The organism is Pseudomonas sp. KB_12, from assembly GCF_052114545.1.
Classification (GTDB): domain Bacteria; phylum Pseudomonadota; class Gammaproteobacteria; order Pseudomonadales; family Pseudomonadaceae; genus Aquipseudomonas; species Aquipseudomonas brassicacearum.
The window spans coordinates 1-21,455 of record NZ_JBFREY010000031.1 but is presented as its reverse complement, the minus strand read 5'-3'; the positions used below and the strand labels follow the sequence as shown (position 1 = coordinate 21,455).

The 21,455-nt window shown below is 61.3% G+C and carries 21 protein-coding genes; 6 read left to right on the top strand and 15 right to left on the bottom strand.

Annotated features, from left to right (window positions below):
- Positions 1-35: 35 nt before the first annotated feature.
- Entirely contained in the window at positions 36-2,255 is a 2,220-nt protein-coding gene (locus AB4Z20_RS22030; RefSeq protein WP_442090587.1) for a heavy metal translocating P-type ATPase, read from the bottom strand.
- Positions 2,256-2,341: 86 nt separating this feature from the next.
- Between AB4Z20_RS22030 and cadR the strand changes: the two genes are divergently transcribed.
- Positions 2,342-2,788 carry a Cd(II)/Pb(II)-responsive transcriptional regulator gene (cadR, locus tag AB4Z20_RS22025; RefSeq protein ID WP_003196623.1) on the top strand — a complete coding sequence of 149 codons (447 nt, stop codon included), beginning with the start codon at positions 2,342-2,344 and terminating at the stop codon, positions 2,786-2,788.
- 93 nt (positions 2,789-2,881) lie between these two features.
- Here the strand turns inward: cadR and AB4Z20_RS22020 are convergent, their stop codons facing one another.
- The 3 genes from AB4Z20_RS22020 to AB4Z20_RS22010 form a co-directional block, all read right to left on the bottom strand.
- Positions 2,882-3,853: a thymidylate synthase gene (locus AB4Z20_RS22020; protein ID WP_253470868.1), complete on the bottom strand. Its 972-nt coding sequence runs from the start codon at positions 3,851-3,853 to the stop codon at positions 2,882-2,884.
- A gap of 49 nt (positions 3,854-3,902) precedes the next feature.
- A complete protein-coding gene (lgt, locus tag AB4Z20_RS22015) occupies positions 3,903-4,712 on the bottom strand; it encodes a prolipoprotein diacylglyceryl transferase (protein WP_003196626.1) in 810 nt (269 codons plus the stop codon).
- Between the two features lie 68 nt (positions 4,713-4,780).
- A complete protein-coding gene (locus tag AB4Z20_RS22010; RefSeq protein WP_253470878.1) occupies positions 4,781-5,563 on the bottom strand; it encodes a sulfite exporter TauE/SafE family protein in 783 nt (260 codons plus the stop codon).
- A gap of 351 nt (positions 5,564-5,914) precedes the next feature.
- Here AB4Z20_RS22010 and AB4Z20_RS22005 point away from each other — a divergent pair, with 351 nt between their 5' ends.
- Positions 5,915-6,661: an NRDE family protein gene (locus AB4Z20_RS22005; protein WP_258690168.1), complete on the top strand. Its 747-nt coding sequence runs from the start codon at positions 5,915-5,917 to the stop codon at positions 6,659-6,661.
- Between the two features lie 177 nt (positions 6,662-6,838).
- On the opposite strand, the gene ptsP is transcribed toward AB4Z20_RS22005, so the two are convergent.
- A complete protein-coding gene (ptsP, locus tag AB4Z20_RS22000) occupies positions 6,839-9,118 on the bottom strand; it encodes a phosphoenolpyruvate--protein phosphotransferase (RefSeq protein ID WP_116833926.1) in 2,280 nt (759 codons plus the stop codon).
- 22 nt (positions 9,119-9,140) lie between these two features.
- A complete protein-coding gene (locus AB4Z20_RS21995) occupies positions 9,141-9,620 on the bottom strand; it encodes an RNA pyrophosphohydrolase (protein WP_003186867.1) in 480 nt (159 codons plus the stop codon).
- Positions 9,621-9,763: 143 nt separating this feature from the next.
- Here AB4Z20_RS21995 and AB4Z20_RS21990 point away from each other — a divergent pair, with 143 nt between their 5' ends.
- Positions 9,764-10,420, top strand: coding sequence for an HAD family hydrolase (locus AB4Z20_RS21990; RefSeq protein WP_442090586.1), 657 nt, complete (start codon positions 9,764-9,766; stop codon positions 10,418-10,420).
- Between the two features lie 120 nt (positions 10,421-10,540).
- On the opposite strand, the gene AB4Z20_RS21985 is transcribed toward AB4Z20_RS21990, so the two are convergent.
- Together AB4Z20_RS21985 and ilvA are read right to left on the bottom strand one after the other, a co-directional pair.
- A complete protein-coding gene (locus tag AB4Z20_RS21985) occupies positions 10,541-10,966 on the bottom strand; it encodes a DUF2269 family protein (protein WP_214511009.1) in 426 nt (141 codons plus the stop codon).
- Positions 10,967-11,011: 45 nt separating this feature from the next.
- Entirely contained in the window at positions 11,012-12,526 is a 1,515-nt protein-coding gene (gene ilvA / locus AB4Z20_RS21980) for a threonine ammonia-lyase, biosynthetic (protein WP_214511008.1), read from the bottom strand.
- Between the two features lie 137 nt (positions 12,527-12,663).
- Here ilvA and rpiA point away from each other — a divergent pair, with 137 nt between their 5' ends.
- Positions 12,664-13,335: a ribose-5-phosphate isomerase RpiA gene (gene rpiA, locus AB4Z20_RS21975; RefSeq protein ID WP_253470885.1), complete on the top strand. Its 672-nt coding sequence runs from the start codon at positions 12,664-12,666 to the stop codon at positions 13,333-13,335.
- A 170-nt stretch (positions 13,336-13,505) separates the two neighbouring features.
- Here rpiA and AB4Z20_RS21970 read toward each other — a convergent pair whose 3' ends face one another.
- The 4 genes from AB4Z20_RS21970 to AB4Z20_RS21955 form a co-directional block, all read right to left on the bottom strand.
- Positions 13,506-14,423 (bottom strand): SdiA-regulated domain-containing protein, encoded by a 918-nt coding sequence (locus AB4Z20_RS21970; RefSeq protein WP_253470886.1) that lies wholly within the window; start codon positions 14,421-14,423, stop codon positions 13,506-13,508.
- A gap of 121 nt (positions 14,424-14,544) precedes the next feature.
- The gene (locus tag AB4Z20_RS21965) at positions 14,545-15,477 is read right to left on the bottom strand and encodes an SdiA-regulated domain-containing protein (RefSeq protein ID WP_253470888.1); all 933 of its coding nucleotides are present in this window, start codon (positions 15,475-15,477) and stop codon (positions 14,545-14,547) included.
- Positions 15,478-15,711: 234 nt separating this feature from the next.
- Positions 15,712-16,377, bottom strand: coding sequence for a fumarylacetoacetate hydrolase family protein (locus AB4Z20_RS21960; protein WP_214511005.1), 666 nt, complete (start codon positions 16,375-16,377; stop codon positions 15,712-15,714).
- A gap of 42 nt (positions 16,378-16,419) precedes the next feature.
- Positions 16,420-17,814: an FAD-binding oxidoreductase gene (locus AB4Z20_RS21955; protein ID WP_253470890.1), complete on the bottom strand. Its 1,395-nt coding sequence runs from the start codon at positions 17,812-17,814 to the stop codon at positions 16,420-16,422.
- 205 nt (positions 17,815-18,019) lie between these two features.
- Here AB4Z20_RS21955 and serA point away from each other — a divergent pair, with 205 nt between their 5' ends.
- On the top strand, positions 18,020-19,249 hold the full coding sequence (gene serA / locus AB4Z20_RS21950; protein WP_003186856.1) for a phosphoglycerate dehydrogenase: 1,230 nt from the start codon (positions 18,020-18,022) through the stop codon (positions 19,247-19,249).
- 109 nt (positions 19,250-19,358) lie between these two features.
- Here the strand turns inward: serA and AB4Z20_RS21945 are convergent, their stop codons facing one another.
- Positions 19,359-19,784: a DUF4399 domain-containing protein gene (locus AB4Z20_RS21945; protein WP_253470892.1), complete on the bottom strand. Its 426-nt coding sequence runs from the start codon at positions 19,782-19,784 to the stop codon at positions 19,359-19,361.
- Positions 19,785-19,917: 133 nt separating this feature from the next.
- Here AB4Z20_RS21945 and AB4Z20_RS21940 point away from each other — a divergent pair, with 133 nt between their 5' ends.
- On the top strand, positions 19,918-20,478 hold the full coding sequence (locus tag AB4Z20_RS21940) for a transporter substrate-binding domain-containing protein (RefSeq protein ID WP_214511002.1): 561 nt from the start codon (positions 19,918-19,920) through the stop codon (positions 20,476-20,478).
- Positions 20,479-20,583: 105 nt separating this feature from the next.
- On the opposite strand, the gene AB4Z20_RS21935 is transcribed toward AB4Z20_RS21940, so the two are convergent.
- Together AB4Z20_RS21935 and AB4Z20_RS21930 are read right to left on the bottom strand one after the other, a co-directional pair.
- Positions 20,584-21,210: a class I SAM-dependent methyltransferase gene (locus AB4Z20_RS21935; RefSeq protein ID WP_442090585.1), complete on the bottom strand. Its 627-nt coding sequence runs from the start codon at positions 21,208-21,210 to the stop codon at positions 20,584-20,586.
- 139 nt (positions 21,211-21,349) lie between these two features.
- The coding region (locus AB4Z20_RS21930) for an IS3 family transposase (RefSeq protein ID WP_442090604.1) at positions 21,350-21,455 on the bottom strand (106 nt) is incomplete at its 5' end.

The window sequence follows — 21,455 nt, the reverse complement described above, 5'->3', positions numbered from 1 at the left end:
CTCGCGATAGGGCCCGTCCAGCCACCGAGGACTTCTTATTTGCGCAACAACCGCAACCCATTGAATACCACCAGTAAACTCACCCCCATGTCGGCGAACACCGCCATCCACATGGTGGCGAACCCGGCGAAGGTGAACCCGAGGAAAATCGCCTTGATCACCAACGCCAAGGCAATGTTCTGTTTCAGGATGCTTGAAGTCTGCCGCGACAGGCGAATGAACGCCGGGATCTTGCGCAGATCATCGTCCATCAAGGCGACATCGGCGGTTTCGATGGCCGTGTCGGTGCCGGCCGCCGCCATGGCGAAACCGATTTCCGAACGGGCCAGGGCTGGGGCGTCGTTGATGCCGTCACCGACCATGCCGACGCGGTGACCCTGGGCGTACAACGCTTCGATGGCTTGCAGCTTGTCTTCGGGCAACAGGTCGCCCCGCGCCTGGTCCATGCCCACCTGCGCGGCAATTGCGTCGGCGGTGTGGGCGTTATCGCCGGTGAGCATCAGGGTCTTGATGCCCAGGTCATGCAGTTGCCGGATGGCTTCGCGGCTGGAATCCTTCACGGTGTCGGCCACGGCAAACAGCGCCAAGGGGCCGGTAGCGTCGAGCAGCAGCACCACGGACTTGCCTTGTTTTTCCAAGGCGAAGAGTTTCTCTTCCAGTTCGGGGGAGCACAGGCCAAGGTCTTCCACGAGGTGGTGATTACCCAGGTGATAAGTCTGCCCGCCGATGTCGCCGCGCACGCCGCGCCCGGCAAGCGCCGCAAAGTTATCCACAACCTGCTGTGCCAGTTGCTTATCCACAGCCGCGTTGGCAATCGCCCGGGAAACCGGGTGGTCGGAGCGGGCCGCGAGGCTGGCGGCGAGGGCCGGAGCGGTGGTTTCCATGCTCGGGGCCAGCGCCACATAGTCGGTTTGCACCGGCTTGCCGTGGGTGATCGTGCCGGTCTTGTCCAGGGCCAGGTAGTCGAGCTTGTAGCCGCCCTCCAGGTACACGCCGCCTTTGACCAGGATGCCTTTGCGCGCGGCGGCGGCGAGGCCGCTGACAATGGTCACGGGGGTGGAAATCACCAGTGCGCAGGGGCAAGCGACCACCAGCAGCACCAGCGCCCGGTAGATCCAGTCGAACCACGCCGCACCCATGAACAGCGGTGGGATGATGGCTACAGCCAGGGCCAGGACAAACACCGCCGGGGTGTAGATTTTCGAGAACTGGTCGACGAAGCGCTGAGTCGGCGCGCGGGAGCCCTGGGCCTGTTCCACGGCGTGGATGATTCGCGCCAGCGTGGAGTGATCGGCCGCCGCGGTCACGGTGTATTCCAATTCGCCGGCCTGGTTGATGGTGCCGGCGAACACCTTGTCGCCGATGGTTTTTTCCACCGGCAGGCTCTCGCCCGTGATCGGTGCCTGGTCAATGGTCGAACGACCGGCGACCACGTCGCCGTCCAGGCCAACCCTTTCGCCCGGGCGAACCCGTACCCGCGCACCGAGTGCGATGACTTTTACGTCTTGTGCCTGCCAACTGCCATCGGCCTGTTGCACGGTGGCCTGTTCCGGGGCCATCTGCATCAGGCCGCTGATGGCGTTGCGCGCCCGGTCCAGGGATTTGGCTTCGATCAGCTCGGCCACGGTGAACAGGAACATCACCATCGCCGCTTCCGGCCATTGGCCGATCAGCACGGCGCCGGTCACGGCGATGCTCATCAACGCATTGATGTTCAGGTTGCGGTTTTTCAGGGCGATCCAGCCCTTTTTGTAGGTACCCAGGCCACCGCTGAGGATCGACACCAATGCCACCACTGCGACCACCCAGTTTGGCGCGGCGTTGGTGAAGTGGATCACCTCGGCGCCCAGGGCTGTCACGCCGGACAGCGCCAGCGGCCACCAGGGCTTGGCCGGGGCGGGCAAGTCAGGGGTAGCTTTCTCTTTGCCTGGAGTCATCGGCTCGGCCCGCATCCCTAAGGATTCGATGGCCTTGATGATCGGCGCGTCGCTCGGCAAATCGTGGGTTACGCCCAGCACGCGGTTGATCAGGTTGAAATCCAGTTGCTGCACGCCTTCGAGCTTGCCGAGCTTGTTCTGGATCAGCGTCTGTTCGGTGGGGCAGTCCATGGCTTCGATGCGGAAACTGCTCAGCCGCGCACCGTCCGTCGGCGTTTTGCCGAGGATGACCTGCGACGGGGCTGCTTTCGATGCGCAGCAGGAATGCCCGTGGTCATGGCCGTGGTCGGGTTTGTGGATGTGAAGGGAATCGCTCATCGGGTGACGTCCGTGAAAAGTGCCTGTTGCACAGTAAAGACCCTGTAGCCACTATAGGGTCAAGCACCTATTTGGGAGGTCGCAGCATGAAGATCGGAGAGCTGGCGAAAATCACCGACTGCCAGGTCGAAACCATCCGCTACTACGAGCGCGAAGGCCTGCTGCCGGAACCGGCCCGTAGCGACGGCAATTACCGCGTCTACACCCAGGCCCATGCCGAGCGGCTGACGTTCATCCGCAATTGCCGCACCTTGGACATGACCCTGGAAGAAATCCGCAGCCTCCTGGCCCTGCGCGACAGCCCCCAGGACCAGTGCGAAAGCGTCAATGCGCTGATCGACGAACACATCCAGCACGTCAAGGCCCGCATCGATGGCTTGCTGGCCTTACAGACGCAACTGATCGACCTGCGCCATCGCTGCGGCGAAGGGCCGGACCTGGATCAATGCGGGATCTTGCAGCGGTTGGAGGTGAGTGGCGCGGTGGCGCCGGAGGTGGAGCATTCGCATGTGGGGCGTAGTCACGGGCATTGAGCCCTTGCCACCAATCCCCAATACACAGAGTCGCCTATGGGAGCAAAGCTTTGCTCCCATAGGCCTGCACACAGGGGTGATGGTGGGATCCTTTTAGACCGCCATCGGCGCGGTCATCGGCGCGTGGTGCTGGTAGCCTTCGAGGGAGAAGTCGCTTGGTTCCACCAGCTCCAGCCACTCAGGCTGGTACACACCGGTCTTGGCAAACTCCGGCACACGCTCGGAAATCACCAGCTTGGGCATCGGGAACGGCTCGCGCCTGAGCTGTTCCTTAAGCATGTCCAGATGATTTTCATAGACATGGGCATCGCCGATGAAATAGGTGAACCAGCGCGGCGTGTAGCCGGTCAGGCGGCCGATCAGGCTCAGCAGCGCGGCGCCTTCGGTGAGGTTGAACGGCGTGCCCAGGCCCAGGTCGTTGGAGCGGATGTAGAGGGTCAGGGAGATTTCCTTGGTCTCGACATTCGGGTGGAACTGGTAGAGCAGGTGGCACGGCGGCAGGGCCATCTCATCGAGCTGGGCGCAGTTCCAGCCGTGGAACAGGATGCGCCGGCTGCCCGGGTCCTTGATGATGGTGTCGACGCACTGGCGAACCTGGTCGATGGCCTTGTACAGCACCACGTAGGCCTGGCCGTTTTCTTCGCCTTCGGCGATCTGCCGGTAACCCTGGGCCAGTGTCTGCTCGATGGCCGCCGGGTTGCTCAGGGGAATCTGTTTGTAGGCCGGCCATTTGCGCCATTGCACGCCGTAGATCTCGCCCAGGTCGTCTTCGCCCTGGCGGAACGGGTTGGCCAGCCACTGGGCGTTTTCGTTGGCGTTCTGGTCCCAGACCTTGCAGCCCAGGGCACGGAATTCGGCGGCATTGTTCACGCCGCGCAGAAAGCCGCACATCTCGCCGATGGCCGATTTGAAGGCCATCTTGCGAGTGGTGATGGCCGGGAAGCCTTTCTTCAGGTCATAGCGCAGCATAGCGCCGGGGAGGCTGATGGTATTTACGCCCGTGCGGTTGGCTTGTCGGGTGCCGTGCTCGATGACGTCGGCCACCAGATCGAGATATTGCTTCATGGGTTACCTGTGTCCTTGAACCCGGGGCCAGCGCCCCGGGGTTCGAATTTTAAACCTTGGCCGCCGCAGCTGGCGCACGATGATAAGCCAGCCAGATCAGCGCCAGGCCGCCGACGATCATCGGCAGGCACAGCACCTGGCCCATGGTCAGCCAGTTCCACGCCAGATAGCCGAGCTGGGCGTCCGGGACGCGGACGAACTCAACGATGAAACGGAAGATGCCGTAAAAAAGGGCGAACATACCCGACACCGCCATGGTTGGCCGCGGCTTGCGCGAAAACAGCCATAGAATCAGGAATAGTGCCACACCCTCGAGGGCGAACTGGTACAGCTGCGACGGGTGGCGCGGCAACTGCGCCGGGTCGCTGAACGGCGGGAAGATCATCGCCCACGGCACGTCGGTCGGCTTGCCCCACAGCTCGGCATTGATGAAGTTGCCGATACGCCCGGCGCCCAGGCCGATCGGCACCATCGGCGCGACGAAGTCCATCAGCTCGAAAAACGATTTGTTGTTGCGCTTGCCGAACCACAACGCCGCCAGCATCACGCCGATGAACCCGCCGTGGAACGACATGCCGCCTTTCCAGACTTCAAAGATCAGCGTCGGGTTGGCCAGGTACGCACTCAGGTCATAGAACAGCACGTAGCCCAGGCGCCCGCCGACGATCACGCCCATGGACAGCCAGAACACCAGGTCGGAGAGCTTTTCCTTGTTCCAGGTCGGGTCGAAACGGTTGAGCCGGCGCGACGCCAGCAACCAGGCGCCGCCGATGCCGACCAGGTACATCAGGCCGTACCAGTGGATTTTCAGCGGGCCGATGGCCAGGGCCACCGGATCGATCTGCGGGTAAGGCAGCATTGATATTCCTCGTAAACGTCAAAAATACCCGGGCGACGCTGCCACCTCGGGATTAAGCCAGGATTGCGTCAGAACAGGAAACTCAAGCCGACGCAGAATAGCAGGGCGGCGAACAGCCGCTTGAGCAAGCGCGGCGACAGGCGATGGGCCAGCCGCGCACCGAAGCGGGCGAAGACCATGCTGGTCAGGGCGATGCCCAGCAGCGCCGGCAAATACACAAAACCGAGACTATGGGCCGGCAGCAGCGGATCGTGCCAGCCCAGAATCATGAAACTTAAAGCACTGGCCAGGGCGATCGGCAAACCGCAGGCCGATGAGGTCGCCACCGCTTGCTGCATCGGCACGCTGCGCCAGGTCAGGAAGGGGACGGTCAACGAACCGCCGCCAATGCCGAAAATCGCCGAGGCCCAGCCGATCACCGTGCCTGCCAAGGTCAGTCCGACTTTGCCGGGCACCGTGCGGCTGGCCTTGGGCTTGAAGTCCAGGGCCAGTTGCACGGAGACGATCATGGCGAATACACCAATGATCTTTTGCAGGTGCGGGCCGGAAATCGCTTCGGCGGTGACGGCGCCGAAACCGGCACCGATCAGGATTCCAACGGTCATCCAGGCGAAAATCGGCCAGCGCACCGCGCCTTTGCGCTGGTGCTCACGCACGGCATTGACCGAGGTAAAGATGATCGATGCCAGCGAGGTGCCGACGGCCAGGTGCGTCAACACCTGCGGGTCGAAACCCTGCAGGGTGAAACTGAACACCAGCACCGGGACGATGATCATCCCGCCCCCCACGCCGAACAACCCGGCCAACACGCCGGCGCAGGCGCCGAGCAGCAGATAGAGCAAAAATTCCACCAGCGTCTCCCCGTCCATCCCTGAAATAAGAGCGGCATGGTAACGGATCGAGGGGCTTGGGCTCTACTGAAGGCGATGGATGCATGATGGAGGTATGGGTAGAGTAGGTGCAACGCGTGGTTTTTGTGGCGAGGGAGCTTGCTCCCGTTGTAGGAGCTGTGTAGGAGCTGTCGAGTGCAACGAGGCTGCGATCTCTCCACTGGCAATTGAGTCGCAAGCGAAAGATCAAGATCAAAAGATCGCAGGCTTCGCCAGCTCCTACAGAGCCCAGCGGGAGCAAGCGCCCTCGCCACAAAAGCAGTGTTCGGCTTTATTCTTTCAATGGATTGGCATTGTTAACGGGACAACCTGATGTGCCTGATCGTATTTGCCTGGCGCCCCGGCCATGCCCGGCCGCTGATCGTGGCGGCCAACCGCGACGAGTTTTATGCCCGGCCGACCTTGCCCCTGGCCCAGTGGCCTGATGCGCCCCATGTGCATGCTGGTCGCGACCTGGAGGCTGGCGGCACCTGGCTTGGCATTGGCGCCGAAGGGCGCTTTGCGGCGCTGACCAACATCCGTGACCCGGGCCAGTTACCGGCATTCAAGTCGCGCGGCGAACTGGTGGCGCGGTTCCTGACCGGCAATCTTTCGATTGCCGAGTATTTGAGCGAAATCGTGCCCCGCGCCAGCGAGTATGGCGGGTTCAACCTGCTGCTCGGCGATGGCGTCGAGTTGTGGCACCACAACGCCCGCGATGCCCAGCCGCAGCGGTTGGGCGAGGGGCTCTATGGCTTGTCGAACGCTGGGTTGAACACGCCATGGCCCAAGTTGCTCAAGGCCCGCGCGGCGCTGGGCGAGGTGCTGGACGATCCGCAGCCCGAGGCACTGCTTACGCTGCTGAACGACCCGCAGCCTGCTCCGGTGGCTGAGCTGCCTGATACGGGGGTGGGCGTGGCGACCGAGATGCTGCTATCGAGTGTGTTCATCGCCAGCCCGGCCTACGGGACGCGGGCGAGTACGGCGCTGATTGTCCATGCCGATGGGACGCGGCAGATGGTCGAGCGCAGTTTCGGGCCGCATGGGGGACATTTGGGGGAGGTGGCGCTGCACATTTGATTCAGCCCTGTAGGAGCTTGTAGGAGCTGTGTAGGAGCTGACGAGCGAAGCGAGGCTGCGATCTTTCCCCAGACACTTGAATCTCAAGCGAAAGATCAAAAGATCAAAAGATCGCAGGCTTCGCCAGCTCCTACAGAGCCCAGCGGAAGCAAGCTCCCTCGCCACAGGTGCTCGTGCCTAGAGAGTCTTGTTCGAAGCCGGATTGATCATCCGCGCCAACCCAAGGTTCTTCAGCGCCAGTTGCAAGGAGCTGTGGATCACTTGCGGGTTGTCGATGGTCATCACCTCCGCGAGCAATTCCTGGGCCTTGCTGAGGTTGATCTGGCGCAGCATCCATTTCACTTTCGGCAGGTTGGTGGCGTTCATCGACAAGCTGTCGAACCCCATCGCCATCAGCAGTACTGCGGCGGCCGGGTCGCCGGCCATTTCGCCGCAGATGCTCACCGGCTTGCCTTCGGCATGGGCGTCACGCACCACGTTCTGCAAGGCTTGTAGCACCGCCGGGTGCAGGTAGTCGTACAGATCCGCGACCCGCGGGTTGTTGCGGTCCACGGCCAGCAGGTACTGGGTCAGGTCGTTCGAGCCCACCGACAGGAAGTCCACCTGCCGTGCCAGTTCCTTGGTCTGGTACACCGCCGCCGGAATTTCGATCATCACGCCCACTGGCGGCATCGGTACATCGGTGCCTTCGTCGCGTACTTCGCCCCAAGCCCGGTGGATCAGGTGCAGGGCTTCTTCCAGTTCATGGGTGCCGGAGATCATCGGCAGCAGGATGCGCAGGTTGTTCAGGCCTTCGCTGGCCTTGAGCATGGCGCGGGCCTGGACCAGGAAGATTTCCGGGTGGTCGAGCGTCACGCGAATACCGCGCCAGCCGAGGAACGGGTTGTCTTCCTTGATCGGGAAGTAGGACAGGGACTTGTCGCCGCCAATGTCCAGGCTGCGCATGGTCACCGGTTGCGGGTGGAACGCGGCCAGTTGTTCGCGGTAGATCGCCAGCTGTTCCTTTTCGCTGGGGAAGCGCTGGTTGATCATGAACGGCACTTCGGTGCGGTACAGGCCCACACCCTCGGCGCCACGTTTCTGCGCCCGGGCCACGTCGGCCAGCAGGCCGGTGTTGACCCACAGTGGCATGCGGTGGCCGTCGAGCGTCACGCACGGCAGGTCCCGCAGCGCATCCAGGCCCAGGGACAGTTGCTTTTCTTCCTCGACCACATCGGCAAACTGCTTGCGCAGCACGTCGCTGGGGTTGGTGTAGACCTCGCCGTGGTAGCCGTCGACGATCATCTGGATGCCGTCGACCTTGGAGTACGGCAGGTCCACCAGGCCCATCACCGTCGGGATGCCCATGGCCCGGGCCAGGATCGCCACGTGGGAGTTGCCCGAACCCAATACCGAGACCAGCCCCGCCAGCTTGCCTTCGGGCACTTCGCCGAGCATGGCCGGGGTCAGCTCTTCACTGACCAGGATGGTGTTGTCGGGGTAGACCAGGGTCTGTTGGCGCTCTTGCTGCAAGTAGGCCAGCAACCGGCGGCCCAGGTCCTTGACGTCCGAGGCCCGCTCGCGCAGGTAGGCGTCGTCCATCAGTTCGAAACGGTTGACGTGGTCGGTCACCACCTGGCGCAGCGCGCCCTGGGCCCACTGACCGGTCTTGATGACGGTGGTCACTTCGCTGCCCAGGGAGGCATCGTCGAGCATCATCAGGTAAACGTCGAACAGCGCGCGCTCTTCAGGGCGCAACTGCGTCGCCAGCTTGGCCGACAGGGCGCGCATGTCGGCGCGTACGCCTTCGATGGCGGTCTTGAACAAGCCCAGCTCGGCGTCGATATCGGTGATGGCCTTGTCCGGCACCACGTCCAGGTCGGCGGGCGGCAACATGACCACCGCCGTGCCCACCGCCGCGCCGGGTGAACCCGGTACGCCGACGAACTTGGCTTCCTGGATGCCCTTGCCCTGGCGACCCAGGCCGCTGATCGAGCCGGTGGCCTCGGCGTGGGCGATAACCCCGGCCAGTTGCGCGCTCATGGTCACGAGGAAGGCTTCTTCACCTTCGTCGAACTGGCGGCGCTCTTTTTGCTGGATGACCAACACGCCGACGACGCGGCGGTGGTGGATGATCGGTGCCCCGAGGAACGAGGCGTAGCGTTCTTCGCCGGTTTCGGCAAAGTAGCGGTAGCGCGGGTGATCCGCGGCGTTTTCGAGGTTCAGGGGTTCTTCGCGTGTGCCGACCAGACCGACCAGGCCTTCATTGGGGGCCATGCTGACTTTGCCGATGGAGCGCTTGTTCAAGCCCTCGGTGGCCATCAACACAAAACGATTGGTCTCGGGATCCAGCAGGTAGACCGAGCAGACCTGGCTGCCCATGGCCTCTTTGACACGCAATACAATAATCCCCAACGCCGCCTTGAGATCCTTGGCGGAGTTAACTTCCTGGACGATCTTGCGCAGCGTATTGAGCATGGCTCGGGGTCGAACTCCGTCGTCAGTCGCGCGTCAGCAGGCGCGGGGCAAGCTCTTTGAGAGCGCGTCGGTACACTTCGCGCTTGAATGTCACCACCTGGCCCAACGGATACCAATAGCTGACCCAGCGCCAGCCATCGAACTCCGGTTTACCGGTCAAATCCATCCGCACCCGCTGCTCGTTGGAGATCAGGCGCAGGAGAAACCATTTCTGCTTCTGGCCGATGCACAGCGGTTGGCTGTGCGTCCTGACCAGGCGTTGCGGCAAACGATAGCGCAACCAGCCGCGGGTGCAGGCGAGTATTTCGACATCTTCTCGCTCAAGCCCCACTTCTTCGTTCAACTCGCGGTACAAGGCCTCTTCCGGCGTCTCCTGGGGGTTGATCCCGCCCTGAGGAAACTGCCAGGCGTCTTGATTGATACGGCGAGCCCATAGCACCTGCCCTGCATCATTCGTAAGAATGATCCCCACATTGGGGCGGAAACCATCGGGGTCGATCACGGCAACAACCTCGCAAACGCATGTCGCCGCATTGTTCCACAAAGGTTGTGAAAGCAGCAACGAGCCCGCCTAGCTTATGTGCACTCTTGTGAAAAGTCCGTATTCTGGACGCCTTTCTTCAGATTTTTCAGCGAGTAACTGCAATGCGGCTGGCTTTATTCGACTTGGATAACACATTGCTGGGCGGCGACAGCGACCACGCGTGGGGCGATTACCTGTGCGAGCGCGGTTTCCTGGACGCTGTCACCTACAAGGCACGCAACGACGAGTTCTACCAGGATTACCTGGCCGGCAAGCTCGACAACGCCGAGTACCTGAATTTTTGCCTGGAAATCCTCGGCCGTACCGAAATGGACGTGCTGGCCCAGTGGCACCTGGACTACATGCGCGACTGCATCGAGCCGATCGTGTTGCCCCAGGCCGTCGAATTGCTGGAAAAACACCGTGACGCTGGCGACAAGCTGGTGATCATCACCGCCACCAACCGCTTTGTCACCGGGCCGATTGCCGAGCGCCTGGGCGTCGAGACCCTGATCGCCACCGAGTGCGAGATGATCGACGGGCGCTACAGCGGACGCAGCACGGATGTCCCGTGCTTTCGCGAGGGCAAGGTGACCCGGCTGAACCGTTGGCTGGAAGAGACCGGGCATTCGCTTGACGGCAGCTATTTCTACAGCGACTCGATGAATGACCTGGCGCTGCTGGAGGTGGTGACGCATCCGGTGGCGGTGGATCCGGATCCGAATCTTCGGGCCGAGGCCCAGAAGCGGGGTTGGCCGGTGATTTCGTTGCGCAATTGAACTGTGGGAGCAAAGCTTGCTCGCGATTGGCATACGTACCTTTGCATCGCGTAAAGCCAATCGCGGGCAAGCCTTGCTCCCACAGAATCGCGAGCAAGCTTTGCTCCCACAGACTGTGTTTTAAACCGGCTTGGCCCCCATCAACCCCGCAATGGCGATAAAGCAGACAACACTGAACAGCGCCAAGGCAAAGGTAAACTTCCCGCTACCTCCCGGCGTCTTGCGCAATTTGTTCAGTCGCACCACCAGCCAGAACCCCGCCAGCGCCGCCACGGTGTAGAGCACGCTGGAAGCCAGCAGCCAGGTCTGCCCCAGCGACCAGCCAACCTGATGCACCATCCACCAGCCCGTGAAGGGCAGGCTTGCCAGGGCCAGGATCATCACCAGCCAGATGAACAGCCGCGGACGTTGCAGCGTGCGTGCCGCCGCCGTGGCATCGCCGTTGCGGCGTGTGCGCCAGACCCAGGCGGCCAGCCCCAGGGCACCCGCCAGCAGCAGTACGGTGGCGACGACGTGAGCGATCTTCAGCGCAGTCAATGTTTCCATTGTTGGATTTTCCTCAAGTCTTGCTCACAGCCTAGCCCGGCTTTATCAACCCAGGAACAGTTGATAGGCCGGGTTATCGCTTTCATCCCAGTATGGGTAGCCGATTTCTTCCAGGGCAGCCGGCACCAGGTGGCGCTCGTCGTGCGGCACCTGTAGTCCGGCGACCACACGACCATCCGCCGCGCCATGGTTGCGGTAGTGGAACATCGAGATGTTCCAGCGCCCGCCCAGCTTGTTGAGGAAGTTGAACAGCGCGCCCGGGCGTTCCGGGAATTCGAAACGCAGCACCACTTCGTCGATGACATGGGCCGCATGCCCGCCGACCATGTGGCGAATGTGCAACTTGGCCAGTTCATTGTCGGTCAGGTCCAGCACCGGGAAGCCTTGTTCGGTCAGGCTGGCGATCAGCGCGCTGCGCGGGTCGTTTTCCGGGTGGGTCTGCACGCCGACGAAGATGTGCGCTTCACTGCCGGTGTTGTAGCGATAGTTGAATTCGGTGATCTGGCGCTTGCCGACGGCTTCGCAGAACGCCTTGAAGCTGCCCGGCTTCTCGGGGATGGTCACGGCGATGATCGCTTCGCGGCCCTCGCCCAGTTCGGCGCGTTCGGCAACGTGGCGCAAGCGATCGAAGTTGACGTTGGCACCGGAGTCGATGGCCACCAGGGTCTGGCCGCTGACACCCCGCGACTCGACGTATTTCTTGATCCCAGCCACGCCAAGGGCGCCGGCAGGTTCGGTGATCGAGCGGGTATCGTCGTAGATATCCTTGATCGCAGCGCAGATCTCGTCGGTGCTGACGGTGATCACTTCGTCCACGTAGTGCTTGCAGATGTCGAAGGTGTGCTGGCCGATCTGTGCCACGGCGACGCCGTCGGCGAACAGCCCCACGGTCGGCAGGACCACGCGCTCGCCAGCGGCCATGGCCGCTTGCAGGCAATTGGAATCGTCCGGCTCGACGCCGATGATCTTGATGTCCGGGCGCAGGTATTTCACGTAGGCCGCGATCCCGGCAATCAGCCCGCCACCGCCCACCGGGACGAAGATCGCATCCAGGCGCCCCGGGTGCTGGCGCAGGATTTCCATCGCCACGGTGCCCTGCCCGGCAATGGTGTGGGGATCGTCATACGGGTGGATGTAGACGTAGCCTTTTTCGTCGACCAGTTTCAGCGAATAGGCCAGGGCTTCGGGGAACGAGTCACCGTGCAGCACCACCTTGCCGCCACGCGAGCGCACGCCTTCGACCTTGATTTCCGGGGTGGTCTTGGGCATCACGATGGTGGCCTTGACGCCCAGTACCTTGGCCGCCAGGGCCAGGCCCTGGGCGTGGTTGCCCGCCGAAGCCGTGACCACGCCGCGTGCGCGCTCTTCGTCGCTGAGCTGGGTCAGCTTGTTGTAGGCCCCGCGAATCTTGAACGAGAACACCGGCTGCAAGTCTTCGCGCTTGAGCAAAATGCTGTTGCCCAGCCGCTCGGAGAGCTGGCGAGCGGTCTGCAGCGGGGTTTCTACGGCAACGTCGTAAACGCGCGAGGTGAGGATCTTTTTGACGTACTGTTCGAGCATCGGAAAGCATCACTGAGCGGGTTGGGCAGGGCCAAGGAGTCTAACCCGGCTTTTAGCTGGGCGACCACACGAATCCCAAGGTTTTGTTGGGTTATACTCGCGGCCCTCTTTACTTCCTGCCCGCTTTCGGAGCCCGCATGACCCAGGATCAACTCAAACAGGCCGTGGCCCAGGCCGCCGTCGACCTCATCCTCCCGAAGCTGGATGACAAGAGCGTCGTCGGGGTTGGCACCGGCTCTACGGCCAATTGCTTCATCGACGCGCTGGCGCAACACAAGGGCGCGTTCGACGGCGCGGTCGCCAGCTCCGAAGCAACCGCCGCGCGCCTCAAGGGCCACGGAATTGCGGTGTACGAGCTCAACACCGTGAGCGACCTGGAGTTCTACATCGACGGCGCCGATGAAAGCGACGCGCACCTGAATCTGATCAAGGGCGGCGGCGCCGCCCTGACTCGCGAGAAGATCGTCGCGGCCGTGGCCAAGACCTTCATCTGCATCGCCGACGCCAGCAAACTGGTGCCGGTGCTTGGCGCGTTCCCATTGCCAGTGGAAGTCATCCCGATGGCCCGCAGTCATGTGGCCCGCGAACTGGTGAAACTGGGCGGCGACCCGGTGTATCGCGAAGGCGTGTTGACCGATAACGGCAACATCATCCTCGATGTGCACAACCTGCAGATCACCAACCCGGTGGAACTGGAAAGCCAGATCAACGCCATCGTGGGCGTGGTCACCAACGGTTTGTTCGCGGCGCGTCCGGCGGATGTGCTGCTGCTGGGGACCCCTGAAGGGGTGAAGACCCTCAAGGCTTGATCCGATGATGTGCTGGCACACTTGTGGCGAGGGAGCTTGCTCCCGCTGGGCTGCGCAGCAGCCCTTTTTTGTGAGCGCTTCGCACTCAAGCGGGAGCAAGCTCCCTCGCCACAATGATACAGGCCAGTCTTGAGTGATCAGAATTGCTCGCCACAGGGATCTTTTGCCTATCAATCGGGCTGCGGCTTCTTGAACACGTAGAACAGATTCGGCTCGCTCACCAGATACAGGTTGCCATCGTCGTCCATGGCGAGGCCTTCGGCCTGGGGCACGGTTTTTTGCAGGCCCTGGCGGCCCTTGCTCAACGACAGCGTGCTCAACGGCCGGCCGTCGATATCCAATTCGATAATCAGCCGCGACTCCTCGGACAGCGCCAGCAAATGGCCGCTGCGTTCGTCATATTGCAGGCTTGAGAGGTCGCGTACGAACAGCCCGGCATCGCGCTTGGGGTTGTTGATCACATGGACTGCATAGGACTTTTCCGGATTGTGATGGGGAAACCCATGCACTTCATAAATCAGCATCGGGTCGCGTTCCTTCGCCACGAACAGGCGTTTGCCCACCGAATCGTAGGCCAGCCCTTCGAAACCCTTGTTGCCGCTCATGTGCACGCCCAGGGTCATCTGTTCGGCTTCGGCGGCGTCGAGGAATTGGGTGTCGTCTTCCAGGCGAATCTTGATCAGGCGCTGCTGGCGCTCGTCGGTGATGACGTAGATGTCTTCGCTGATGAATTCCACCGCCTCCGGATCGCCAAAGCCGATCAGGGCGATGCGCCGCAAAATCTTGCCATCCAGCGACAACTCGACCAGCTCGGCATTTTTATTGGTGACGGTGAACAGGCTTTTGCGGATGGGATCGAACGTCAGCGCTGAAACGTCATCGTCCAGGCCGTCGATTACCTGCGCCTCGACCGTGACTCGGTATTGGTCCAGGGCGATGGCCTGTTCGCTGGTGGTTCGCCAGAGGGTGTTGAGGTTGAACCAGGCGCGTTCGAACAGGCGCAGATGCTGGCCGGCGGCAATCAGGAAGATCAGCACCAGCGTCAGCAGTATCAGGATCAAGGGTTTGGGGCGGGCGAGTCGACGCATGTTGGGGTGGGCTCGGATAAGAACAGGTGCGTGGAAATACCACGGCTGCCTGAACTGAAGCTTAATGGCTGTGTGCCACACCCTACAACGAAGGAGGATTTATCCTACAGAGTTAGTGCTGTCAGCGCTGTTTTTCGAAACGATAGAACAGATTTGGTTCGCTGACCATGTACAGATTGCCGGCCTCATCGACGGTGACGCCTTCGGCACGAGGGATTGTGTCTTTCAAGCCGTTGAAGCCGCCCAGCAAGGTCATGAAGCTGACCTGCTCGCCTTTTTCGTCCAGTTCCAGCAGCAGATGGGAGTCGGCCGAAAGCACCAGCATGTGACCGGTGCGGGGATCGATCGCCAGTGCCGAGAGGTTGCGCAGGTCCAGTTCATTGCTGACATGGATTTGCTTGTCGCCCTTGAGCAATTGGCTACCATCGCTTTTCCAGGTGAACAGCGCCGGCGGGCGTTCCTCCCCGAGCACCAGTTGCTGGTTGCGCGGGTCCCAGACGATCGCTTCGAAGCCTTTGTTCTGGTTCTTGGATGGGCCGAGGTCATAGCGGGGGAAGTCGGCGTTGTTAAGTTCGCGGGTATCGGCACCAACGTGGACGATGGTCAACGTGTGATTGCGTTCGTCGGTGATAGCCAGCAGGCCGTTTTCCATATAAGCCACGCCCTCGGGGTTGCTCCAGCCCACCAACGGCATTTTGCGCAGCACATCGCCTTGCAGGGTCAGTTCCACCAGGAACGGGTTCTTGCCCATGACGGCGAACAGCGTCTTGGTCTGCGGGTTGTAGGTCACATCGGACGCCTCGTCCTTCTCCATGCCGGGTAGCGGCTTGGCGTCGATCACGGCTTGGTAGTCCGGCAGCCAGATGCTCGCCTGGCGCTCGGCTGGGCTCTGGAAGTGTTCCGATAGCCAAAGCAGGCCGCGGTCGTCCCAATGCATCGCAAACGCCAGGCCATAGGCAGCGGCCACCGCCAGCAGCGACCAGGCATACCAGGGCAGGGCGAAGCGGGAGCGGCGGGCGGGTTTGGCGGCAGACAGTGCTTGGGTTTTGGCCATCGGGGAATGCGTTCCAGAAAATTCGGCTAGGGGAGTGGCTGGCTCAGATGCCGCATTCCCCGGAATTATCCGGATGGCATGTGAAAAAAACGGTAAATGGCGGGACAGGCCTCCATCCGTCCCCTGTGGGAGCGAGCCTGCTCGCGATAGCGGTGTGTCAGCCAACATCAATGTTGGATGTGATGGCCTCATCGCGAGCAAGCTCGCTCCCACAGGGGAGCACAGGTTTAACCGTTAACGAACGCTGCTTTCGAAGCGGCTCGCCCCCGGCAACTCCAGTACCAGCTCATCGCCTGCATTCAGCGGCCCGACGCCTGCCGGGGTGCCGCTGAGGATCACGTCGCCGGCCTGCAGCGAGAAGCAGCCGGCCATGTACTGGATCATCGGCACGATGGGGTTGAGCATCAGGCTGCTGTTGCCGTCCTGGCGCACTTCACCGTTGATGGTCAGGCGAACGGGGATGTCGGTCAGGTCGGCAAAGGTGCCGCTCGACACGAACGGTGCGAGCACCGCCGCGCCGTCGAAGGACTTGGCCACTTCCCACGGCAGGCCCTTGGCCTTGAGCTCGGCCTGCTTGTCCCGCAGGGTCAGGTCCAGGGCCGGGGCGAAGCCGGAGATCGCGTCCAGTACTTCTTCAACGCTGGGCTTGGTGGACAGCGGCTTGCCGATCAGCACGGCTATTTCCGCCTCGTAGTGCACCGAGCCACGGTCGGCAGGAATGCTGAAACCGCCTTCCAGCGGCACCACGCAACTGCCCGGCTTGATGAACAGCAAGGGTTCGGTGGGTACCGGGTTATCCAGTTCCTTTGCATGTTCGGCGTAGTTGCGGCCAATGCACACCACTTTCCCTACCGGGAAATGAATACGCGTACCGTCGACATACTGGTGCTGATAGCTCATTACCGACTCCTGCTTCTGGGATTCATCAGGTGTTTTTAGGCGTCAAATCGCGAAAATCTTGCCCGGGTTCATGATGCCGTTCGGGTCGAATACCGCCTTCACCGCTTTCATGTACTCGATTTCCACAGGTGAACGACTATAGGTCAGGTAGTCGCGCTTGGTCATGCCCACGCCGTGTTCGGCGGAAATCGAGCCGTTGTACTTCTCGACGGTTTCAAAGACCCATTTGTTCACGGTCGCGCACTTGGCGAAGAACTCATCCTTGCTCAGGTTTTCCGGCTTGAGGATGTTCAGGTGCAGGTTGCCGTCGCCGATGTGGCCGAACCAGACGATTTCGAAGTCCGGGTAGTGTTCGCCGACGATCGCGTCGATTTCCCGCAAGAAACCCGGAACCTTGGAGACAGTCACCGAGATATCGTTCTTGTACGGCGTCCAGTGGGAGATGGTTTCGGAGATGTATTCGCGCAGCTTCCACAGGTTTTGCAGTTGGGTTTCGCTCTGGCTCATCACGCCGTCCAGCACCCAGCCTTGCTCCACGCAATGCTCGAAGGTTTCCAGGGCGTGATTGGCGACTTCTTCAGTGGTGGCTTCGAATTCCAGCAGCGCGTAGAACGGGCACTCGGTTTCGAACGGTGCCGGCACGTCGCCGCGAGCGAGGATCTTGGCCAGGGCCTTGTCGGAGAAAAATTCGAAGGCGGTCAGGTCCAGCTTGCCCTGGAAGGCGTGCAGCACCGGCATGATCGAATCGAAGTCCGGTGTGCCGAGCACCATGGCGGTGAGGTTTTTCGGCGCACGGTCCAGGCGCATGGTGGCCTCGACCACGAAGCCCAGGGTGCCCTCGGCGCCGATGAACAGCTGCCGCAAGTCGTAGCCGGTGGCGTTCTTGATCAGGTCCTTGTTCAGCTCCAGCAGGTCACCCTTGCCGGTGACAACCTTCATGCCCGCTACCCAGTTGCGGGTCATGCCGTAGCGAATGACCTTGATCCCGCCGGCATTGGTGCCGATATTGCCGCCAATCTGGCTGGAACCGGCCGAGGCGAAGTCTACCGGATAGTACAGGCCATGTTCTTCGGCCTTGTTCTGCAGTTGTTTGGTGACCACGCCAGGCTGGCAGACCGCGGTGCGGTCGGTGAGGTTCACGTCGAGCACCTGGTTCATGTAGTCGAACGACACGACCACTTCGCCGTTGGCCGCCACGGCTGCGGCGGAAAGCCCGGTACGTCCGCCCGATGGCACCAGCGCGATTTTGTGCGCGTTGGCCCAGCGCACGATGGCCTGGACTTGCTCGGTGGTCTTGGGAAAAACGATGGCCGAAGGCGCAGGGGCAAAATGCTTGGTCCAATCCTTGCCGTAAGCGTTCAGGGAGTCGGCATCGGTCAAGACCTTGCCAGGCTCAACCAGGGTCTTCAGCTCATCTATCACGGCAGGATTGGTCATCGACAGAACTCTCGAACAATTCATGGTCATCCTGAGAACGCTTCACGTCGCAGGAATGAGTGTTTAGCGGGGTGCATATGCTAGCATACCGACCCCGCAGCGTAGTGCCCAACGGCTGTTCTGCGGCGACGGCTGTCACGCCGGTCGGGCCAGCATGCGCTGTCCGATTCCCTGCCATTTTTCTCCGGGACACAGGTTTACGCAGATGAGCAAGACTTCTCTCGATAAGAGCAAGATCAAGTTCCTTCTTCTCGAAGGCGTCCACCAATCGGCTGTCGACGTCCTCAAGTCGGCGGGCTACACCAGCATCGAGTACATCACCAGTTCTCTGCCGGAAGCCCAGCTCAAGGAAAAGATCGCCGATGCTCACTTCATCGGCATTCGCTCCCGTACTCAATTGACCGAAGAGATCTTCGACCACGCCAAGAAACTGGTGGCGGTCGGCTGCTTCTGCATCGGCACCAACCAGGTTGACCTCAATGCGGCGCGCGAGCGCGGCATCGCGGTGTTCAACGCGCCGTACTCCAACACCCGTTCCGTTGCCGAACTGGTGCTGGCCGAAGCGATCCTGCTGCTGCGCGGCATCCCGGAGAAGAACGCTTCCTGCCACCGTGGCGGCTGGATCAAGAGCGCGGCCAACTCCTTCGAAATCCGCGGCAAGAAGCTGGGTATCGTCGGTTACGGCTCGATCGGCACCCAATTGTCGGTACTGGCTGAAGGCCTTGGCATGCAGGTGTTCTTCTACGACACCGTGACCAAGCTGCCCCTGGGCAACGCTACCCAGGTCAACAACCTGCACGAGTTGCTGGGCATGTCCGACATCGTGACCCTGCACGTGCCGGAAACCGCTGCCACCCAGTGGATGATCGGCGAGAAGGAAATCCGTGCCATCAAGAAGGGCGGGATCCTGATCAACGCCGCGCGTGGCACCGTGGTCAAGCTCGACGCCCTGGCCGACGCGATCAAGGACAAGCACCTGATCGGCGCCGCCATCGACGTGTTCCCGGTGGAGCCACGCTCCAACGACGACATCTTCGAAAGCCCGCTGCGTGGCCTGGACAACGTGATCCTGACCCCGCACATCGGCGGTTCCACTGCTGAAGCCCAGGCCAACATCGGTCTGGAAGTGGCGGAAAAACTGGTCAAGTACAGCGACAACGGTACTTCGGTATCGTCCGTGAACTTCCCGGAAGTGGCCCTGCCGGCACACCCTGGCAAGCACCGTTTGCTGCACATCCACGAAAACATCCCGGGTGTGATGAGCGAGATCAACAAGGTCTTCGCCGAAAACGGTATCAACATTTCCGGTCAGTTCCTGCAGACCAACGAGAAAGTCGGCTACGTCGTGATCGACGTCGACGCCGAATACTCGGACCTGGCGCAAGAGAAGCTGCAGCACATCAACGGCACCATTCGTTGCCGCGTGTTGTTCTAAGCTAGCCTGGCTTGCAATAAAAAACGGGAGCCTCGCAAGGGGCTCCCGTTTTTTTTTGCCTGACAAACATGAATTTTGTGGGTGTTTGTGTTGCGTCAGCCGGTACGTGTTATTTCACATTCACCGTGATTTTCTCGGACACGATCGACGGATCGAACGGCATGTGGCCGCTGTCACCCAGGATCAATTGCAAGGTGTGCTTGCCTGGGGCCAGTTTAATGTCGGCCTGGGTTTGTGCCTTGCCGAAGTGCATGTGGTTGGCATCGTTTGGAATCGGCGCGCCAGCGGCAGGCAGTTTGTCGACATCGATGAGCAAATGGTGATGGCCGGTATTCTTGGTCACATCGCCGGCCGGGGCCAGGGCGATATCCTTGACGCCGAACTTGACCGTGAATTCCTGGGCGACGGTGGCGCCGTCTGCGGGGGAAACGATGAACACTTCTGCACCTTCGGGCGCAGGCGTCGCGGCGCTTGCCAGCATTGAAGCGCCCAGTAACAGGCCGGCCAACGCAGCACGAGACATAAAGCTTTTCATTTTTTTCTCCAGTTTTTCCATGAAATCCGCCTGGCCATGACAACTTCATGACCAATCGTTGTCGAAGCCTGCAACAACCATAGCAAAGCGAGCCTGAAACGAGCGTCGCTTGTATAAATACAAAGGAGTGACCATGCGCTTTCTGCCTGGCCTGATTTGCCTGCTACCCCTTTTGAGTCCCCTGGCTCATGCCGAACTGATCGATGACATCAATGACCGTGGCGAACTGCGCATTGCCCTCGAGGCCAACACCGCGCCCTTCAACTTCAAGGAAGACGGCAAACTCACCGGTTTCGAAGTGGAACTGGGCGAAATGCTTGCCGGTGAGCTCGATGTACGCCCCGACTTCGTGGTCACCGATGCCGGGGACCTGATGAGCGGTGTGGAGAGCGGCAAGTACGACGTCGCCATCAACCACATAGCAATGACCCCGGAACTGGCGGAACGTTTCGACACCAGCGCCGTTTACAGCCATCCGGATGCACAACTGCTGGCGAGCAAGGATGAGACGCCACGCCCGCTGGTCATGGCGCAGTCATTCCAGCCAGAAAAAAAGAGCGAACCGGCGCCGAGCCTGGTGATTCCGTTCCAGAAGGGCAACCCGGCGTTCAAGGCCAGCCTGGACAACGCCCTGACGCGTATCAAGGATGACGGACGGTTGGAGAAGTTGTCGCAGAAGTGGTTGGGTCGGTAGGAGCTGACGAGTGCAACGAGGCTGCGATCTTTCCAAGGACGCTTGAATCTCAAGCGAAAGATCAAAAGATCGCAGGCTTCGCCAGCTCCTACGAGGGATTGGTCTTCAAGGTTTACGCCAGACACTCGCCAACCAAGGCTGTTGTTCCCGCGGCAGCCCAGCCGGTCGGTAGTAATGCTCCAGTTCGACGAAGCCGGCGTCGCCAAGCAGCGTGCGCCAGGCCGCGAGGTCGTGGTAGGCGCCGAAGCGCTGGCCGTTCCAGCCCTCCTGGTTTTCGCCCCGTGGGTTTGAGCAGAACAGCACGCCGCCGGGCTTGAGCGTGGCGTGCAGTTGCTTGAGCACCCGAGGCAGTTCCTGGACAGGCACATGAAACAGCACCGCGTTGGCGAAAATCCCGTCAAAACGCTCGGCCGGCAGGTCGAGTTCCAGGAAGTCCTGTTGCCACACCTCACAGCCGCTGTCCTGGCGCGCCATCCGGGCAAACGCTTCTGAACCGTCGAGGCCGACCGCGACATGGCCCATGGCCGTGAATGTGCGCAGGTCGCGCCCCGGGCCGCAGCCCAAATCCAGGATGTGCAGCGGTGCCTGGCCCTGGATATGGCGCAGCAAGGCGTCGATGTTCTGGCTGACATCGTGATCGCGGGTGCCTTCGCGAAAGCTTTCTGCCACGGCGTTGTAATGGCCCAGGGTCGTGGCGGTGATGGTGTGCAGGTCTTCGGTGGTGTGTTTCATGATTGGGGGGCTTGAGTGGGGAGCGTCAGCCGACTATACCGCAAGCCCGCTGATCTGCCTGTGGGAGCAAAGCTTGCTCGCGATTGCGGTCGTCCAGTTTGAGGTGGTCAACTTTTTCCGGACACCTCAATCGGTGTTTTCAGGCTGTTTGCCGCTCGTACTGATTGGGCGGCAAATAGTCTAACGATGAATGCATTCGTCGTTCATTGTAGAACCGCACAATGTAATCCGTGACGTCCTTGATT

Bases quoted from the DNA above. Each gene is read 5' to 3' on its own strand.
- AB4Z20_RS22030 (WP_442090587.1), bottom strand. From the start codon at position 2,255: ATGAGCGATTCCCTTCACATCCACAAACCCGACCACGGCCATGACCAC.
- cadR (WP_003196623.1), top strand. From the start codon at position 2,342: ATGAAGATCGGAGAGCTGGCGAAAATCACCGACTGCCAGGTCGAAACC.
- AB4Z20_RS22020 (WP_253470868.1), bottom strand. From the start codon at position 3,853: ATGAAGCAATATCTCGATCTGGTGGCCGACGTCATCGAGCACGGCACC.
- lgt (WP_003196626.1), bottom strand. From the start codon at position 4,712: ATGCTGCCTTACCCGCAGATCGATCCGGTGGCCCTGGCCATCGGCCCG.
- AB4Z20_RS22005 (WP_258690168.1), top strand. From the start codon at position 5,915: ATGTGCCTGATCGTATTTGCCTGGCGCCCCGGCCATGCCCGGCCGCTG.
- ptsP (WP_116833926.1), bottom strand. From the start codon at position 9,118: ATGCTCAATACGCTGCGCAAGATCGTCCAGGAAGTTAACTCCGCCAAG.
- AB4Z20_RS21990 (WP_442090586.1), top strand. From the start codon at position 9,764: ATGCGGCTGGCTTTATTCGACTTGGATAACACATTGCTGGGCGGCGAC.
- AB4Z20_RS21985 (WP_214511009.1), bottom strand. From the start codon at position 10,966: ATGGAAACATTGACTGCGCTGAAGATCGCTCACGTCGTCGCCACCGTA.
- ilvA (WP_214511008.1), bottom strand. From the start codon at position 12,526: ATGCTCGAACAGTACGTCAAAAAGATCCTCACCTCGCGCGTTTACGAC.
- rpiA (WP_253470885.1), top strand. From the start codon at position 12,664: ATGACCCAGGATCAACTCAAACAGGCCGTGGCCCAGGCCGCCGTCGAC.
- AB4Z20_RS21970 (WP_253470886.1), bottom strand. From the start codon at position 14,423: ATGCGTCGACTCGCCCGCCCCAAACCCTTGATCCTGATACTGCTGACG.
- AB4Z20_RS21965 (WP_253470888.1), bottom strand. From the start codon at position 15,477: ATGGCCAAAACCCAAGCACTGTCTGCCGCCAAACCCGCCCGCCGCTCC.
- AB4Z20_RS21960 (WP_214511005.1), bottom strand. From the start codon at position 16,377: ATGAGCTATCAGCACCAGTATGTCGACGGTACGCGTATTCATTTCCCG.
- AB4Z20_RS21955 (WP_253470890.1), bottom strand. From the start codon at position 17,814: ATGACCAATCCTGCCGTGATAGATGAGCTGAAGACCCTGGTTGAGCCT.
- serA (WP_003186856.1), top strand. From the start codon at position 18,020: ATGAGCAAGACTTCTCTCGATAAGAGCAAGATCAAGTTCCTTCTTCTC.
- AB4Z20_RS21945 (WP_253470892.1), bottom strand. From the start codon at position 19,784: ATGAAAAGCTTTATGTCTCGTGCTGCGTTGGCCGGCCTGTTACTGGGC.
- AB4Z20_RS21940 (WP_214511002.1), top strand. From the start codon at position 19,918: ATGCGCTTTCTGCCTGGCCTGATTTGCCTGCTACCCCTTTTGAGTCCC.
- AB4Z20_RS21935 (WP_442090585.1), bottom strand. From the start codon at position 21,210: ATGAAACACACCACCGAAGACCTGCACACCATCACCGCCACGACCCTG.